The organism is Rhizobium sp. Root1220 (assembly GCF_001426265.1).
Lineage (GTDB): Bacteria > Pseudomonadota > Alphaproteobacteria > Rhizobiales > Rhizobiaceae > Rhizobium.
This window is the reverse complement of record NZ_LMDG01000012.1, coordinates 112,452-127,406: the sequence shown is the minus strand read 5'-3', so window position 1 is coordinate 127,406 and position 14,955 is coordinate 112,452. Positions and strand designations below refer to the sequence as shown.

Annotated in this window: 13 protein-coding genes and 2 pseudogenes; 11 read left to right on the top strand and 4 right to left on the bottom strand. The window is 56.5% G+C overall.

Annotated elements, in window-relative coordinates; genetic code table 11:
* Positions 1–196: 196 nt before the first annotated feature.
* Positions 197–1,822 carry a bifunctional aspartate transaminase/aspartate 4-decarboxylase gene (locus ASC90_RS09955; protein ID WP_056539062.1) on the bottom strand — a complete coding sequence of 542 codons (1,626 nt, stop codon included), beginning with the start codon at positions 1,820–1,822 and terminating at the stop codon, positions 197–199.
* A gap of 688 nt (positions 1,823–2,510) precedes the next feature.
* On the opposite strand from ASC90_RS09955, the gene ASC90_RS09950 reads away from it, so the two are divergent.
* On the top strand, positions 2,511–2,990 hold the full coding sequence (locus tag ASC90_RS09950) for a hypothetical protein (protein WP_056539059.1): 480 nt from the start codon (positions 2,511–2,513) through the stop codon (positions 2,988–2,990).
* Here the strand turns inward: ASC90_RS09950 and ASC90_RS09945 are convergent.
* On the bottom strand, positions 2,987–4,009 hold the full coding sequence (locus tag ASC90_RS09945) for a porin (protein ID WP_056539056.1): 1,023 nt from the start codon (positions 4,007–4,009) through the stop codon (positions 2,987–2,989). The genes ASC90_RS09950 and ASC90_RS09945 overlap by 4 nt on opposite strands.
* 613 nt (positions 4,010–4,622) lie before the next feature.
* On the opposite strand from ASC90_RS09945, the gene ASC90_RS29795 reads away from it, so the two are divergent.
* The 7 genes from ASC90_RS29795 (at position 4,623) to ASC90_RS09910 (ending at position 10,132) form a co-directional block, all read left to right on the top strand.
* Positions 4,623–4,946, top strand: a complete 324-nt coding sequence (locus ASC90_RS29795; protein WP_056539053.1) for a hypothetical protein — start codon at positions 4,623–4,625, stop codon at positions 4,944–4,946.
* A gap of 565 nt (positions 4,947–5,511) precedes the next feature.
* Entirely contained in the window at positions 5,512–5,700 is a 189-nt protein-coding gene (gene napE, locus ASC90_RS09935; protein WP_056539051.1) for a periplasmic nitrate reductase, NapE protein, read from the top strand.
* Between the two features lie 8 nt (positions 5,701–5,708).
* Positions 5,709–6,197, top strand: coding sequence for a ferredoxin-type protein NapF (locus ASC90_RS27965; protein ID WP_082519866.1), 489 nt, complete (start codon positions 5,709–5,711; stop codon positions 6,195–6,197).
* On the top strand, positions 6,190–6,471 hold the full coding sequence (locus tag ASC90_RS09925) for a chaperone NapD (protein ID WP_056539045.1): 282 nt from the start codon (positions 6,190–6,192) through the stop codon (positions 6,469–6,471). The genes ASC90_RS27965 and ASC90_RS09925 overlap by 8 nt, the downstream gene beginning before the upstream one ends.
* A complete protein-coding gene (gene napA / locus ASC90_RS09920; protein WP_056539042.1) occupies positions 6,440–8,950 on the top strand; it encodes a periplasmic nitrate reductase subunit alpha in 2,511 nt (836 codons plus the stop codon). The genes ASC90_RS09925 and napA overlap by 32 nt, the downstream gene beginning before the upstream one ends.
* Positions 8,920–9,420 (top strand): nitrate reductase cytochrome c-type subunit, encoded by a 501-nt coding sequence (locus ASC90_RS09915; RefSeq protein ID WP_056539039.1) that lies wholly within the window; start codon positions 8,920–8,922, stop codon positions 9,418–9,420. Before napA ends, ASC90_RS09915 begins: the two co-directional genes overlap by 31 nt.
* A gap of 4 nt (positions 9,421–9,424) precedes the next feature.
* Positions 9,425–10,132: a NapC/NirT family cytochrome c gene (locus tag ASC90_RS09910; RefSeq protein WP_056539036.1), complete on the top strand. Its 708-nt coding sequence runs from the start codon at positions 9,425–9,427 to the stop codon at positions 10,130–10,132.
* A 143-nt stretch (positions 10,133–10,275) separates the two neighbouring features.
* On the opposite strand, the pseudogene ASC90_RS09905 reads toward ASC90_RS09910, so the two are convergent.
* Positions 10,276–10,560 (bottom strand): annotated as a pseudogene (locus ASC90_RS09905) (ABC transporter ATP-binding protein); the annotation flags it as partial.
* 173 nt (positions 10,561–10,733) lie between these two features.
* Complete coding sequence (locus tag ASC90_RS09900) at positions 10,734–11,990, bottom strand: hypothetical protein (RefSeq protein WP_156392897.1); 1,257 nt, start codon at positions 11,988–11,990, stop codon at positions 10,734–10,736.
* A gap of 349 nt (positions 11,991–12,339) precedes the next feature.
* On the opposite strand from ASC90_RS09900, the gene ASC90_RS09895 reads away from it, so the two are divergent.
* The 3 genes and pseudogenes from ASC90_RS09895 (at position 12,340) to ASC90_RS09885 (ending at position 14,666) form a co-directional block, all read left to right on the top strand.
* Positions 12,340–13,350: a glycosyltransferase family 2 protein gene (locus tag ASC90_RS09895; protein WP_056540172.1), complete on the top strand. Its 1,011-nt coding sequence runs from the start codon at positions 12,340–12,342 to the stop codon at positions 13,348–13,350.
* A gap of 108 nt (positions 13,351–13,458) precedes the next feature.
* Positions 13,459–13,662, top strand: a pseudogene (locus tag ASC90_RS30250) (transposase); the annotation flags it as partial.
* A 653-nt stretch (positions 13,663–14,315) separates the two neighbouring features.
* Positions 14,316–14,666 (top strand): DUF1330 domain-containing protein, encoded by a 351-nt coding sequence (locus ASC90_RS09885; RefSeq protein WP_056539028.1) that lies wholly within the window; start codon positions 14,316–14,318, stop codon positions 14,664–14,666.
* The last annotated feature ends 289 nt before the right edge of the window (positions 14,667–14,955 follow it).

Sequence of the window (14,955 nt, the reverse complement as noted above, 5' to 3'; positions counted from 1 at the left end):
CTCCAAGTAAAATACCGTATGATACAGCCGATGAGCGGTGCCCTGCTGCGTTGCATATCCATCGGTCGATCAATCCGGACAGTTGCTGGAAGACGTGTTGTGAGAAGCGGCCCTTGTCCTGTGGGGACTATGCGGAAGAGCTGCGGAAACGTGGCTCGGCTCTGTCACGACAGGTCACTTCTTCAAGATGTGTGGGCTAGGGTTGCGCCATTTCACCCTTTGCCGCGCGGTAGGCTTGCAGATATCCGCGTGCAACCGCCCTGATCGCCCGGCCGATGGAAGTGTAGGCCTCGTCCGGTAGGTTTGCAAAAGACACGCGCACCGACCAGTTCGGGGCCTCGAAGCCCGATCCGTTCAGAACAACGATGCCGTGATCTTCCGCCAGCTTGAAGGCGATATCGAGCGGATGAATGTTTTCCTTTACCCAGTCCGTCACTTCGTCGCCGACGTATTTGCGCGCCCAATATTCGTAGTCGATGATGCCGTAGTAGCGATCGAAGTACGGGCGGGCCTGAAACTCTATGCCCATGCCGTCCATTAGTTTGTGAAAGCGCTTCTCGCAGATCGCCATGCAGGCCTTCTGATAGATCTTGTCGTCGTCCATCATCTCGACGAGACCGAAGAGTGACATCATCACCTGTTGCGGCAAGGAGAGGCCAGCAGTGTGATTGAGCGCCACATCGCGGCTATCGGCCACAATTCGGTCGATGAATTTGATCTCGCGCGGTTTGAGCGCTAGCGCCTTGTATCGGGCGTCAAGGAGCTTTTGGTTGGCCGCTGGCAGCGCCTGGATCATCTTGTCAAAGATATTGTCCTGGGCTACGGCGACGACGCCGAGCCGCCAACCGGTGCAGCCGAAGTACTTGGAATAAGAATAGACACCGATGGTGTTGTGCGGCAGATGCCCCATCACCGATTCGAAGTTCGGAACGAAGGTACCGTACACGTCATCCGTCAGGATCATCAGATCGGGTCGCTTCTTGTTCACGAACTTGACGAGGCGCTCCATCGATTCCGGGTCGAGGGCGACTGCCGACGGATTTCCTGGATTGACGATGAACAAGGCCTTCACTGTCTTGTCTTGCAGCGGGGACAAGTCTTCGTCAGTTAGTTGGAAGCGATCCTCGGCCTCAGCCGACACGTGGACCTGCTTCAAGGCGTAGTCTTCCAGATGTGGCATTTCCAGATAAGGGGTGAAGATTGGGGTGACGAGCGCGATGGTGTCACCAGCATTCAGAAGGCGCGCGTTCTTCAGCGCCTTGAAGATGTAGCACATCGCCGCAGTGCCACCTTCGACCGGATAGAGGTCAAACTTCGCGCTGGGTCTATGGCCCGCGCACATGGCCCACATCAAGTACTCGTGCGTAATCGCTTCGTTGTGGACGAGGGCGCGATCGGGCACAGGGTAATGATCCCCGATAATCGAGTCAGTCAGCTCGTTCACGAACGTGTCGGGATCGAAAGCAAACTTTTTAATAGCGAAATCCACAACCTCATCAAGCGTCTCTGCCCCAGGCGTATCGGCGTCACCCTTGCGCCTCTCGACCCACGCTTTGAGCCTCTTGTAGCAACCGTCCATGGGAGGCATACCGGCGAGACCGGCCTCTTCGTCGAAAAAGACCCTCTTGGACTCGGTAAGCGCGAACTGTCCTAGCAGGAAGAAGGCTTCGCGAGCACGCGTGGCAACCCAGTTGGGGTTGCCACGGCCGGCGTTCAAATATGTGCGGTTGGCCTTGTCCGCCTGCGCCAACCGGATGAGTTCATCCTTGATTTCGAAGGGGCTGAGGTCCTCGAACTTGGCGTAGATCCCCGCGTCGGCCATCACAGTTTCCTCCCTCGATGAGTTTGGCAGATGGTAGCCTGAGCGGTTGTGGCACGGAAGTATATTACAGGGCTGGTTGCCGCAACATACGGTATAGTACGTGATCAATTCGAAGCAACCTCGGCGGCATTTTCATGCTTGCGCGCGATCGAGCCCGCTGCGAGGCAGGCAGTCGACAGCCGCGGAGCATGGCGATCGCCGAAAGCCCGTTGGTCATGGTGCCGTTGGCGATAGCTATGCTGCCACCCAGCACGTCAGCTCCCCGTGCAGTCAAGATCGTATCAACAGCCAATAAACGTCGCCGTGCAGGCCGCCTTCGTTTGATGCCCAGAACGATCCCGTCGTCAGAATTGAAGCTGGCAGAATTCGAAGAGCCCTGGAACGCTATTATCCTGTCGCTGGGCAGGCCGACGCGATTGTAATCACGATACCAAAGGGCGGATATATTCCGCATTTTTTGAATACGCCCGAGGACCACGTGCGGCCGACCAACCGAGGCATGCTCTCGATCGCGTAGACTTGCTGCCATCTGTCGATGGCCAGCACCGTTTTACACGATCAACGCCCCCCGTGCTATTATTGCAATGGTCCTCATATCCGTGGCCGGTGTTTAACGCTCAAGCCAAACTTTTTCAGGTGGAACGAAGGCGTCGCAGATCTGCCCGCAACAAGTCCATCGGAGCCAGTCGTGATTGTCGATGTCTTTCAGTTCGACGATTCTGCAGATGGCGTACCCAATTTCGCTCAGAGCTTGAGAGACGAGGTCATTGGTCAGCTCGCTACCTTCAATGCGATCGTTGTTGTCGCCGATCCATCCAAACCCACCTACAGGAACGCGGTTGGCTACACTTTACAGGGAGGTGTTCAACGTGACGGCAACAAACTGCGCTCAATCTTGCGGCTGGCCCGTCGGTCCGATGCCGCGGTGATTTGGGCCAATAGTTATTATGCCGACCTTCGCGTTAGGAGCATCCTGCAAATCCAGGCGGACCTTGGCCAGGAGATCGCTACCGCTGTCGCAAAACCGCGCGGGCACTCTTCTTGGCCAGCACCGACGCCCGAGATGATCGAAAATAGTCGCAGGGAAGCTCACCGTAGGTCTCCAACACACGGAGGACCATGGGCGTTACTTGGGCGGACCTCGGGTCGACTAGGTGAACCGAACTAGAATGCGCGCTGCAGACGTAGGAAGCCGCTGGTGACATCATCGCCATCCTCCTCATCGAGATAGCTGGCGGTTACCTTCAAATAGAAATCTGTGGCGATGTGGTAGTCTGTGGTAAAGCCGAGCATCCAGGCATCGCCCAGTCCCTCGAAGGAGGCCGGAATAGCCCCATCGTTAGTATCTGTAGCGTACTTGCCAAAATACTGAGCCGCAGGCGTCACTGACCACTTGTCGGTAACTTCGATGGCGTACTCCGTGGCTATAGTCCATTCCGACTGAGCATAATAGGAATTAGGCCCGGACGCCCACACGCCTGCGAGACCGAGGGTGCCGGGGCCCAACTGAGCGAAGATCATGCCGCGGATCGCGCCTTCCTCGTTGTCGGTGTCGTAGCCGCCGATGACCTGGTAGCTAAAGTCGCCGATCTTGTCGCCGATCCCGAAAGCGATGCCCAGGTTGTTTGGTTCTTCGCCGAGTTTGTAATAACCATCCTCCAATTCATCGACACTCAGGCCGGAATAGAAGTCGCCGGTTTCATACTGGTAGCGGATCGAGTTGTGCAGCGTCTCGAAGCTCGATAGCACGTCTGGCTCCCCGTTGAGGTCGTCATCCCACCACGAGTAGAACAGACCAGCGCGGAGGCCGGCGACGTCTATGTATGCCGAATCCAGAATAGTTGTCGTCGACGAGTTATCGCCGTTGTTTCGCAGTACGATTAGGCCGGTCAGCGGACCATATTCGGTATCGCTCTTGGCAATGAATTCTACGTGCGCGCGTGTACGAGCATTCCAGTCAGATGTGCCGTTTTCATCTGGTCCGCCGTACACTTCAAATCGCAGGTACCCGCCGATCTTTAGGCACGTCTCGGTGCCGGGAATATAAAAGTATCCGGTACCATAGGCGTCACAGACGCGAACATATTCAATCGCTTTGGGTTCGGCGGCGACGATTGCATCAGCGGCAAAGCTCGGCGCAGCCACGACTGCGGCAGCACAACCAAGCAGCATCATGCGTAAGCTCATCTCTCGTCCCCCTTCGCCAAGGTGTTTCGTCCCCCAAGACCTAATTTTCAAAATGCTTTCCAGAAGTGATGCCACATAGAAGTTCGCGACCTTCTACTTTCACCAAAGTCTACACGCATGAAGTGAATGCGGTCGAGGTGTCTTTCGAAGAAAACGGTTCCGAGTGGCGCATGAGCAACACGAGTATGGACAAACACCGGCGTGGCCAGCTTTGGACGCTAAAAGCCTAGTATTAGCCATGTCGCTCGGCGCGGAGCCAGTTGTAGAAGCCGACCCTCGATCCTTGAGAAGGCCTTCTCGACCCTTCCATCTGGGTGTCGAGCCATCGGCAGCCTGGCCCACGTTGTTGAGCAGCGAATCAGCGAATACGTCGATCTCCGCGCCCGCGGGACAGCGGCTGACTGTCCCGATGCCTTCGTGCCCTGAAGAATTGGAACTGGAGTGCGAGCGGTTTCCATATTGTTCTCCCGCAAGGAGGATCCGACTCCACTGGCGAAAGGCGATTCGTTCCAATTGTTGTCGGTGCACCCGATCTGCTACGATAGCTAGGCTACGCGGTTCAAACCTGGTTGGAGGCGTCATTGTTTTCCGTGTGAACAGCCGGAGTCCGATCATGAACAAGGTCGCAGTTGTCGTAGCCGTGGTTTTGGCAGCGTCCCCCGCCTTCGCGATCTCGCGACTAAGCCCACTTAAGATGACTTGTGAGCAGGCGCGGGCCGCGGTTCACAATCAGGGAGCCGTCATTTTCCGGTGGACGTCGCCTCGGGGTTTGCCGCTATACGATCGCTTTGTTCGCGACAGCCGCTTTTGTGACGCAAACCAGTACGCCGAATGGAAACGAATTCCTACGCGCGATGAGCCGTCATGTCCGGTCTTGTTTTGCGAAAATCTCAATCGGCTTGACGGCGACTTTATCATTCCAGACAACTCGCTTTGATCGGCGGGGCCTGGTGGCTTCTCACTCAATTCTTAACGGCCACATTGTCCTGAGCTGGTGGAGCCCCTTTCTCGACGCGCCAAATTATATCATCCCGATCAGAGTCGGCCGCAGCCAGACGGCGTTCGTTCACGCCCGCCGTAGGACACGTTGCGACGCACAAGGCAAGGCAATCTCTAAATAACGCGAACGTGCAGTTAGTCCCCATTCAACTGGCGCGATGTTTCGCTACCTTCTCCCCGGAATGGTGACAGGTCTTAAGGGAAATCGAGCGGTCGGCCGCCATGTAGGTGTGGTCAATGTCTTAATGCGCGCGCCAATAGAATCAAACATCAATCAGGGGGAGTCGCCAACACTCGCGTAGGCATCGCTGATGCGCGCCACCGCTGGTGGAGCTTTTCAACCGGTCCCTTTCGTGCTGAAATGAGTAGTCCGTGAGGCGCTGATGATTTCGTACTAGAGAGGCTACGGTTATACTACAGGCCTCCAAGGTCATAGGATGCTATCTTCTGTCGGACTAGTAGAGCGATAAGGGCGAGTTGCGCCCGACGGTGTGGGGTTCTCGATGACCGATCTACCAGCTTTGAAAGGCGATAGGCGGCTTTCGCGACGGGGTGAGCGACTGGCGTTTGCGATCCTCGCATTTGGCGTCTGGCCCGTCGTTGCGGTTGGAACCGTTGCGGCTTACGGCTTTGTTGTTTGGTTCTACCAGATGATCTTTGGCCCGCCGGGGCCGCCGCCGACTATTCACTGAGGTGGCCCATGAACGCGAACCCACTGTCTCGTCGGGCCTTCCTCAAGGGCGAGGTTTCTCGCCTGCCGATCCTGCCTCCGGGCGTCTCGCCATCTTCGCTTGAACAATGCACCGCTTGCAATCGATGCGCCGAGCGATGTCCCACCTCCATAATCCGGCTTGTCGCCGGAGTTCCCAGGGTCGATCTGTCTATCGGGGAATGCACTTTCTGTCGAGAGTGCCTGCGTGTCTGTCCGGAGCCAGTTTTCGATGCCGAGCGCTTCCAGTTCAACCATGTGGCAGAGGTTTCCGGCGAGTGTCTGGCGGCGAAGGGAGTTGCTTGCCAATCCTGCGGCGAGGCTTGTCCCGCTCAAGCGATAGGATTCCGGCCACGGATTGGCGGGCCGTTTTTGCCTGTCATCGATCCAACCACCTGCACGGGATGCGGCGCATGCCTGCAGGTCTGTCCCGTAGATGCCATCGCCGTCCGTTCGCTGGGCGAGGTTTCCAATGGTTGAACACTCTCTTTGGCATGTCTCAAGCGCGGTCATCGCCACACGGTTTGAATATACGAAAGTGGTTTTGGCGCAGCTCGAAGCCGTCGAAGGGCTGGAGGTGCACGGCCATGACCGAGGCAAGATCGTCGTTGTAATCGAGGGCCCAAGTACGGGATTTCTGGGCGAGGCTCTTTCCAGGGTATCGCTGATGGACGGCGTCATCGCCGCCAGCATGGTTTTTGAGCAGGTGACGGAGGAGAAGCATGTCGAAGACCGAATCGCTGACCCGGCGTGATGTCCTGAAGGCCCAGGCAGCTGCGATAGCGGCCACCGCTGCCGGGGTAACGCTTCCCGCCGCGGCGCAGCCGGTTCCCGGTGGCGTGGAAGCCTTGCAAATCAAATGGTCGAAGGCTCCCTGCCGCTTTTGCGGCACAGGCTGCGGTGTCATGGTCGGCGTCAAAGCCGGGCAGGTCGTCGCGACCCATGGCGACATGCAGGCGGAGGTTAATCGCGGGCTGAACTGTATCAAAGGCTACTTCCTCTCCAAGATCATGTACGGCGAGGATCGTTTGCAGACGCCATTGCTGCGCAAGCGGGATGGTGTCTATGCCAAGGATGGAGAGTTCACGGCGGTCACCTGGGACGAAGCCTTCGACGTCATGGCCGAACAGTGCAAGAAGGTGCTGAAGGAAAAAGGCCCGACGGCCATCGGCATGTTTGGCTCTGGCCAATGGACCATCTTCGAAGGCTACGCCGCGACGAAGCTGATGCGAGCTGGCCTTCGATCCAACAACCTCGACCCGAACGCGCGCCACTGCATGGCCTCGGCCGCCTACGCCTTCATGCGCACCTTCGGCATGGACGAGCCGATGGGCTGCTATGACGATTTCGAGAACGCCGATGCCTTCGTCCTGTGGGGCTCCAACATGGCGGAGATGCATCCGATTTTGTGGACGCGGGTCGCGGATCGCCGCCTGGGGCATCCCCATGTTCGTGTTGCGGTCCTTTCGACCTTCACGCATCGCAGCATGGATCTCGCAGACGTGCCGATCGTTTTCAAACCGGGCACGGATCTCGCGATCCTCAACTACGTAGCAAACCACATCATCCAGACCGGCCGCGTCAACAAGGACTTCGTGGACAAGCACACCAAGTTCGCGCGCGGTGTTACAGACATCGGGTATGGCCTCAGGCCCGACAATCCCGTGGAGACGAAGGCCGCGAATTCGGCGGACCCCGGCAAGACCGAGCCTATAGACTTCGAGGCATTCAAGGCACTCGTTTCGGAATATACGCTTGAGAAGGCGGCGGCCCTGTCCGGCGTCGATGCGGACTTTCTTCAAGAGCTGGCCGAACTTTACGCCGACCCGGCCCGCAAGGTGATGTCGCTCTGGACAATGGGCTTCAACCAGCACGTCCGCGGCGTCTGGGCCAACCAAATGGTCTACAATATCCATTTGCTGACCGGTAAGATCGCCGAACCTGGCAACAGCCCGTTTTCGCTGACCGGACAACCATCGGCCTGCGGCACCGCCCGCGAAGTGGGCACATTCGCCCACCGCCTGCCAGCGGACATGACCGTGACCAACCCCGAGCACCGAAAGCATGCGGAGGAAATCTGGAAGGTCCCTGAGGGGATCATTCCCGAAAAACCCGGTTATCATGCCGTCCAGCAGGACCGCATGCTTAAGGACGGCAAGCTGAATTTCTATTGGGTCCAGGTCAATAACAACGTCCAGGCCGGGCCCAACACCAGCAACGAAACCTGGCAGGGTTATCGCAATCCTGACAACTTTATCGTGGTCAGCGACGCCTACCCGACGATAACGGCCATGAGCGCCGACCTGATCCTGCCGGCGGCGATGTGGGTGGAGAAGGAAGGCGCCTACGGTAACGCCGAACGCAGAACGCATGTCTGGCATCAACTGGTCCAGGCCAAGGGCGATGCGCGTTCAGACTTGTGGCAGATCGCAGAGTTTTCCAAGCGGTTCACAACCGATGAGGTCTGGCCCAAGGACATTCTGGACGCCAATCCTGGGTACCGCGGGAAGAGCCTGTTCGACGTGCTGTTCCGTAACGGCCAGGTCGATAAATTTCCCTTGAGCGAAATCAGCCGGGATTACGACAACAACGAGGCCAAGGCTTTCGGATTTTACATCCAGAAGGGACTGTTCGAGGAATATGCGACCTTCGGCCGAGGGCATGGCCACGATCTCGCACCCTATGACATGTACCATGAGGTGCGGGGCCTGCGTTGGCCCGTCGTAAACGGGCAGGAAACCCGCTGGAGATACAGGGAAGGCTACGATCCCTATGTCAAACCAGGCGAAGGGTTGAATTTCTACGGCCAGAAGGATGGCAAGGCCGTTATCCTTGCCGTGCCATACGAGCCGCCCGCTGAATCCCCGGACGACGAATACGATTTCTGGCTGGTGACCGGGCGCGTGCTTGAGCATTGGCATTCCGGTTCGATGACCATGCGCGTTCCGGAACTCTACAAGGCATTCCCCGGTGCACGATGTTTCATGAATGCGGAGGATGCCCGCAAGCGCGGCATCAACCAAGGAGCCGAGGTTCGCATCATCTCCCGGCGCGGTGAGATCCGTTCACGCATCGATATCCGCGGTCGGAACCGAATGCCGCCTGGTGTCATCTTCGTTCCCTGGTTTGACGCCAGCCAGTTGATCAACAAGGTGACGCTGGACGCCACAGATCCCATCTCCAAACAGACGGATTTTAAAAAATGCGCGGTCAAAATCGTCTCCGCCATTTAAGGCGGTCGCAATGGATGACAGTGGCGGCCGGTCTGGTCGTGTTCGTAGCGACAGCCGCCATCGGCCAAGTTGTGCAGCGGAATGTCCCTCAGCTCGAGGGGCCGCCCCAGGCTATGGCCACCGGCGAGGCGAAGCCTCTGCCGAAATGGGTAACGGATGATCAGCGGAAAATGCGTGCCTATCCCGATCAGCCGCCGATCATTCCGCATTCGATCGAGGGCTACGAGCTATCGGTCAACGCCAATCGCTGCCTTTCATGTCACAAGCGCGAGTTCACCCAGGATTCCGGTGCGCCGATGATCAGTGTGACGCATTACATGACGCGCGACGGCCAGATGCTCGCCGACGTCTCGCCGCGGCGATACTTCTGTACGGCCTGCCATGTTCCGCAGGCGGATGCCCGCAACCTTGTCGTCAATCAGTTCAAGGACATGAGTGAACTGGGCTTCAAACCGGCGGGGAGTGAGTGAACTCATGGCCTGGCTGAAGAAAGGATTCTTGTGGGCATGGTCGATCCTGACGACGCCGGCTGCAACGATCGGCCTGGGGGTGCTCACCCTCGGCGGGTTCGTTGGCGGCGTGATGTTCTGGGGCGCGTTCAATACCGCGCTCGAGCTTACCAACACCGAGAAATTCTGCACCTCCTGCCACGAAATGCACGACAACGTCTATCAGGAGCTAAGCCGTACCATCCATTTCTCCAACCGCTCCGGTGTCCGTGCGACCTGTCCCGATTGCCACGTTCCGCATCAATGGACCGACAAGATTGCGCGCAAGATGCAGGCTTCGAAGGAAGTCTGGGGGAAAATCTTTGGTACGATCAACACCCGTCCGAAATTTCTCGAGAAACGTCTGGAGCTTGCCCAGCACGAATGGGCTCGCATGAAGGCAAACGACAGTCTGGAGTGCCGAAACTGTCACTCAGACGTGGCGATGGACTTCCAAAAGCAGACACAGCGCGCTGCCGATATCCACTCGAAGTATCTGCTCTCCGGCAAGGCCACATGCATCGATTGCCACAAGGGCATCGCGCATGAGCTTCCCAACATGGATGGCGTTGATCCGGGCTGGAAAATGCCGAAGGAACTCGAAGGCACCAAGACGGCAAATGCAACACCAATCGATGACCTTGAGCGGGCGATCGCTGACGCGCACGGGATGGCTTTCGGTCTGCAGCCCTGAGCACCCTACCAAGGATGCGGATCGCTGGACCCGCATCTGCTTTGGTTCCCCGATACGGTTAGTCGGCCGTAGTCGCGATTGGCGTTGTTGGTCGATAAAGTCCGAGATTTCCCCAATGTGGTGCATGGCTCCTGCGGTATGGCTCAATACAGGCCGCACTCATCCAGGAGCTGCTCGCGCAACCGAAAAAAAGCAGGCTCGTTGCGATTGCGCGGCCTCGGAAGATCGACCTCGATCTCGCGCGTTCGACCACCCCTGTCCTTGGGGAGGATAAGCACCCGATCCGCCAGATTGACGGCCTCCTCGAGGTCATGGGTGACGAGGACCATCGTCACTCTTTCCTCACGCCAGATGGGTGCAAGCTCCTCCTGCATCGTGATCTTGGTCATGGCATCGAGTGCTCCGAAGGGCTCGTCGAGCAGCAAAATCCCCGAGATTTGTAGACACCTTCTTTCCTAATTTTGAGGCAGGAAGAGCATCATGAGCAAATCGAATTTCAGCGAAGAATTTAAGCGCGACGCTGTGCGAGCGCGAGCGCTGCGGCACGACTATCGCGAGCCGTCGCCCTACGCTGTCGGCCCGTCACCGGCCCGAGCGGCATCTACTCGAACATCGGCGACTTCACCCCATAGTATTTCTTGAACACCGTTTCATAGCCTTTGATGAACCACTCCGGCGATGAAGCTGTTGGAAGCGGTCTGACCTGCATCGGAATTGCGTCCAGCTGGAGTCCTGTCTTGACCGTGGCGTTATCGCCCAGCATAGCCCTCGCATAGACGACCTCGACCTGCCGTGAAAACGCATTCCCTTTTTCGATCTCCTGAAATGAGCCGTGCTGTAACTTGGAAAACAAGACGACGAGAAGTAACGTTAGGATAGGTTGAACTGTGCGGTGCTCGGAGGCGACACGCGAAACGACGAGTGCAAACAAATACAGGACAGCTATTTTCCCTACCAGCATGAGGTCGCCCCAGGGATATTCTGTTATCGCCAGATAGTTCACCCGTGTCTTCAGAGAGATCAGAAACGTCACCGCAAGCACGACCAGAGCTGTCTGAATGCAGAAAAGCACGCTGCTCCGATGCTCGGCATCTTCCGGCATTTTTCTCCCACGCCACAATGCAATGGCACTCGCGCCAATAAGAAAAAGTGCCAGCTCAACCGGTGCCAGCTTGGAAGCGGGACCGAACGTGAACCCTTCGCTAGGCCCCGCACCGATCACACCCACCCTTGCTCTTTCGGAAAAGAAGATCGTGATGAGAAGAGCGAGCAAGCTGAAGAGCATGTTGGTCAGGACGATCATCGATCGCGATCCAATTTTGACCTGCGACATGACCGCAGGCACCTGCCATCCGTTCTTGTGCAAATGCAACCCGAGCAGCATTGCGTTGAATATGAAAATTGCCGCGGAAAATGCTTCGAGCGAGAACGAGCAGACATAGGACAGCAACAACAGGCACGAGGTTTTCTCGATGCTCGCCCCGTTATCCTTGATGCCTGCTGTCATCCCGAGCAGGACGAATGTCGAGAATGCCGGCAACTGGTAGCAGATAAAATGTACCTGGTTCCTCCAGGGTAATAATTTGAAAATGCAAACTGCAATAATCAGCGAAAAGACAAATGAAAAAACCTTGTTTCTCGGGTCAACAGGCAATGATCGAAGGAAATAAGCAAGCACTCCGGTGGAGAAGAGTGCAAAGACGCTTGCTGAGAAAAGCTTGTAGAAGCTGAAGAAGCTAACCTTTGAAACTCCATTCGCGGCAAAGAACAGAAAATTGAATGTCGAGGCAAAGATGCTTCTTCCGTAATTGTCAAGGACTCTATTTGGAGTCCATCCGCCGCTGAATTTCGGAAGCATTGAGCTCTGCAGCGACGACGCGTAGTGAACTACATCGTCACCATTCATGACAGCAACGCTATAGGTCGCCAACCATATGAGAACAAAAAAGCATGCAAGAAATATAAAATGTGGCCGATTGTTTCTGATCTTCATAAGTCCTCGGTATCGCTTTGTTCGATGGTTGTCGAGCGGCCGTTTGCCGGAATCAAAACGCTACGAGTGTAGATTAATTCTGCCCGGATCGATGGAAACGTGCGGTTGCGTTTTCGACTCGCGTGGTTTCAGGAGCACAAACGCGCCGCTGGCTGTGATGCGCACGCCGTGACCAGTGCATGTCTGAGTGTGGGAGGTTTAATTGGAGGGAATTGTGAATAGAAAAAAATGCGTATCCATCATTGTCCCGTTCTATAACGAAGCGGATGGTATCGATCGATTTCGGAATGCGATTGCTGGCGTCATGGCGAAAGCCCCGGCATACGACTTTGAAGTCATTTGCGTGGATGACGGGAGTCAGGACGATACGTTGGAACAATTGATCGCGCTGTCGCAGGAAGACAATCGCTTTCGGGTTATCGAGCTCTCCCGAAACTTTGGAAAAGAGGCTGCGTTGACTGCCGCCATTGATTTCTCGAACGGCGACGCGGCCATTCCTTTCGATGCAGATCTTCAGGATCCTCCAGAACTCATCTTGACGATGATCGAAAAATGGGAAGAGGGCTACGAGGTCGTGCTGGCGAGGCGTGCGGACCGCACCGTGGACACGTACTTGAAGCGGAAGACCGCGGGAATGTTCTATCGGTTTCACAACCGGATGTCCGATACGAAGATTCCCGAGAATGTCGGCGATTTCCGCTTGATGGACAGCGCGGTCGTGGCTGCGATCAAACGTCTCCCGGAGCGGCAGCGCTTCATGAAGGGTTTGTTCGCCTGGGTCGGATTCAGGACCGCCGTGATCGACTATAAGCGCGCTGCGCGCCAGGCAGGCGAAACCAAGTTCTCCGCCTGGAAGCTCTGGAACTTCGCGCTAGAAGGCATCACAAGTTTCAGCACCGTGCCACTCAGGCTGATGGCGTGGGTGGGAAGTGTCGGGACGCTGACCACCTTGGCCTACGCGCTCTACATCACCTTCAAGACGCTCATTTATGGTGTGGATGTGCCCGGCTACGCCTCGCTGCTCGTCGCCATTCTGTTCATGGGCAGCCTCCAGTTGATCGGGTTGGGAATCCTGGGTGAATACATCGGCCGCATCTATATGGAATCGAAGCAGCGTCCTGCGTATCTGGTTCGCCGGCATTACGGCTTGACCGGTTCAGACGAGGCGTCCGCCCAAAGCGCGTCGGGCTTTGGCTTTCAATCAAGAGGAGATCGGGATGGCTAAAGAAGAATTGAATGCAGGGTTCACCGGATCACCTGCCGACCAACCTGAAGGCATGCGCCCGAGATTTGTAGACACCTTCTTTCCTAATTTTGAGGCAGGAAGAGCATCATGAGCAAATCGAATTTCAGCGAAGAATTTAAGCGCGACGCTGTGCGTCAGATCAAGGAGCAAGGCTATCCGGTTTCGCAGCGGCTCGGCGTCAGCCAGCATTCGCTCTACGAGTGGAAGAAGAATTTTGCGGCGTCGAACGCCACGGGTAACGACGAGACCGAGGAGATCAGGCGGCTGAAGGACGCTGCTGGCGTTAGGGAAGCTTTTCCCGGAACGGAGTTTTGGACGTGCAACGGTGACGTGCACTCTGACTGACGAAGCAGCCCGGTGTTTCAGCACGCCGGGCTTCTTGTATGAGAACAATGCTTCCACTAGCAGGTTCATCCATCAGCGGCTCATCCTGTGTGTCGCTCGGCCGGCGGCCAACCTCAACCGTCGGTGGGAAATAGGCCCGGTGTCGTACGAGGCACCGGGCTTTTCGTTGGGAACCTTTGCCAAATTTGCAAGTCTTCACACGCGTCCCAGACCAGCCCCTCGGCCCCGGGCATTCATCACCTGGGTTCGGGAGCCCTGTAAGGTCCTGCCGGGCTCGTATTCAACCATACGAAGCGGTTCGCTATCCCTCGTGTTGCCTGCGGTAGCCAAGCACCGGTCAACAATATAACCTCGCACATCGCCCCAGATCCACTCAAAGCTCATGCAGACGATGGTGAAGCAAAATGCACGGCGCAATTCCGGATTGCCGACGCTTCCGCAGTTGAATTTAATTTTCTTAAGGCCTCTGTCCGCTACGCCGAAGGCTGCGTCGAACCTAAAAGGTTCGCTGATTCAAGCTACCTGCGTCGGCAGTTTGCGCGAATTGCAAGATCTTTGCATGCCCATAACACCTCGAAAGCGAACCAAGGAGTTGCACTATGAAAACATATCTTGTGAATCACTTACGGATTCCCGGCGAGGTGCCCAACGAAGACGGACTCTCGTATCTTGAGCAGGTAGAGGCGACGGTTGCTCCGTTTGGCGGCAAATGGCTTGCACAGGGCCCCGGCGATGTGGTTGAAGGTGCTTGGCCTGGTTCAGTTATATTGATGGAATTCCCCGACCGAAAGGCCGCCACCGACTGGTACAATTCGCCCGCGTATACAAAGTTGCGCCCCCTGCGTATCGGTTGCTGCATATCCGATATCATTCTTGTTGATCAGATCCCAGATGGCTTCACCATCAAGGGGTTTGCCGAGGGAATTCGGGAGAGTCTGAAGAAAAACTGACAGCAGTTCGTATCGACCCAGTCTGCGCGCCTGCTTCCTTCGAGCGTGGGAGATCGATTGCTCTAGTCTTTTTTGAGCAAGATGCTGGCGTTCGTTGTCTCACTGCGCGCCTGCCAACTCGTCGTGATCGCACGATCATCACATCGGCCGCCGCCCGGCAAGCCCAGAACGTTGGGTGCCCGTGCTACATGCTGCGCTTGGCTCAAGGCATCCGAACCTCGCAAATAAAAAGTATTACAATTGGGCAAAAGCGTCTTAAATGTTTGCATTTCAAACCCTACTTAGGTAG

Coding starts and splice junctions, on each gene's coding strand:
- ASC90_RS09955 (WP_056539062.1), bottom strand. CDS start 1,822: ATGGCCGACGCGGGGATCTACGCCAAGTTCGAGGACCTCAGCCCCTTC.
- ASC90_RS09945 (WP_056539056.1), bottom strand. CDS start 4,009: ATGAGCTTACGCATGATGCTGCTTGGTTGTGCTGCCGCAGTCGTGGCT.
- ASC90_RS29795 (WP_056539053.1), top strand. CDS start 4,623: ATGAACAAGGTCGCAGTTGTCGTAGCCGTGGTTTTGGCAGCGTCCCCC.
- napE (WP_056539051.1), top strand. CDS start 5,512: ATGACCGATCTACCAGCTTTGAAAGGCGATAGGCGGCTTTCGCGACGG.
- ASC90_RS27965 (WP_082519866.1), top strand. CDS start 5,709: ATGAACGCGAACCCACTGTCTCGTCGGGCCTTCCTCAAGGGCGAGGTT.
- ASC90_RS09925 (WP_056539045.1), top strand. CDS start 6,190: ATGGTTGAACACTCTCTTTGGCATGTCTCAAGCGCGGTCATCGCCACA.
- napA (WP_056539042.1), top strand. CDS start 6,440: ATGTCGAAGACCGAATCGCTGACCCGGCGTGATGTCCTGAAGGCCCAG.
- ASC90_RS09915 (WP_056539039.1), top strand. CDS start 8,920: ATGCGCGGTCAAAATCGTCTCCGCCATTTAAGGCGGTCGCAATGGATG.
- ASC90_RS09910 (WP_056539036.1), top strand. CDS start 9,425: ATGGCCTGGCTGAAGAAAGGATTCTTGTGGGCATGGTCGATCCTGACG.
- ASC90_RS09900 (WP_156392897.1), bottom strand. CDS start 11,990: ATGCTTCCGAAATTCAGCGGCGGATGGACTCCAAATAGAGTCCTTGAC.
- ASC90_RS09885 (WP_056539028.1), top strand. CDS start 14,316: ATGAAAACATATCTTGTGAATCACTTACGGATTCCCGGCGAGGTGCCC.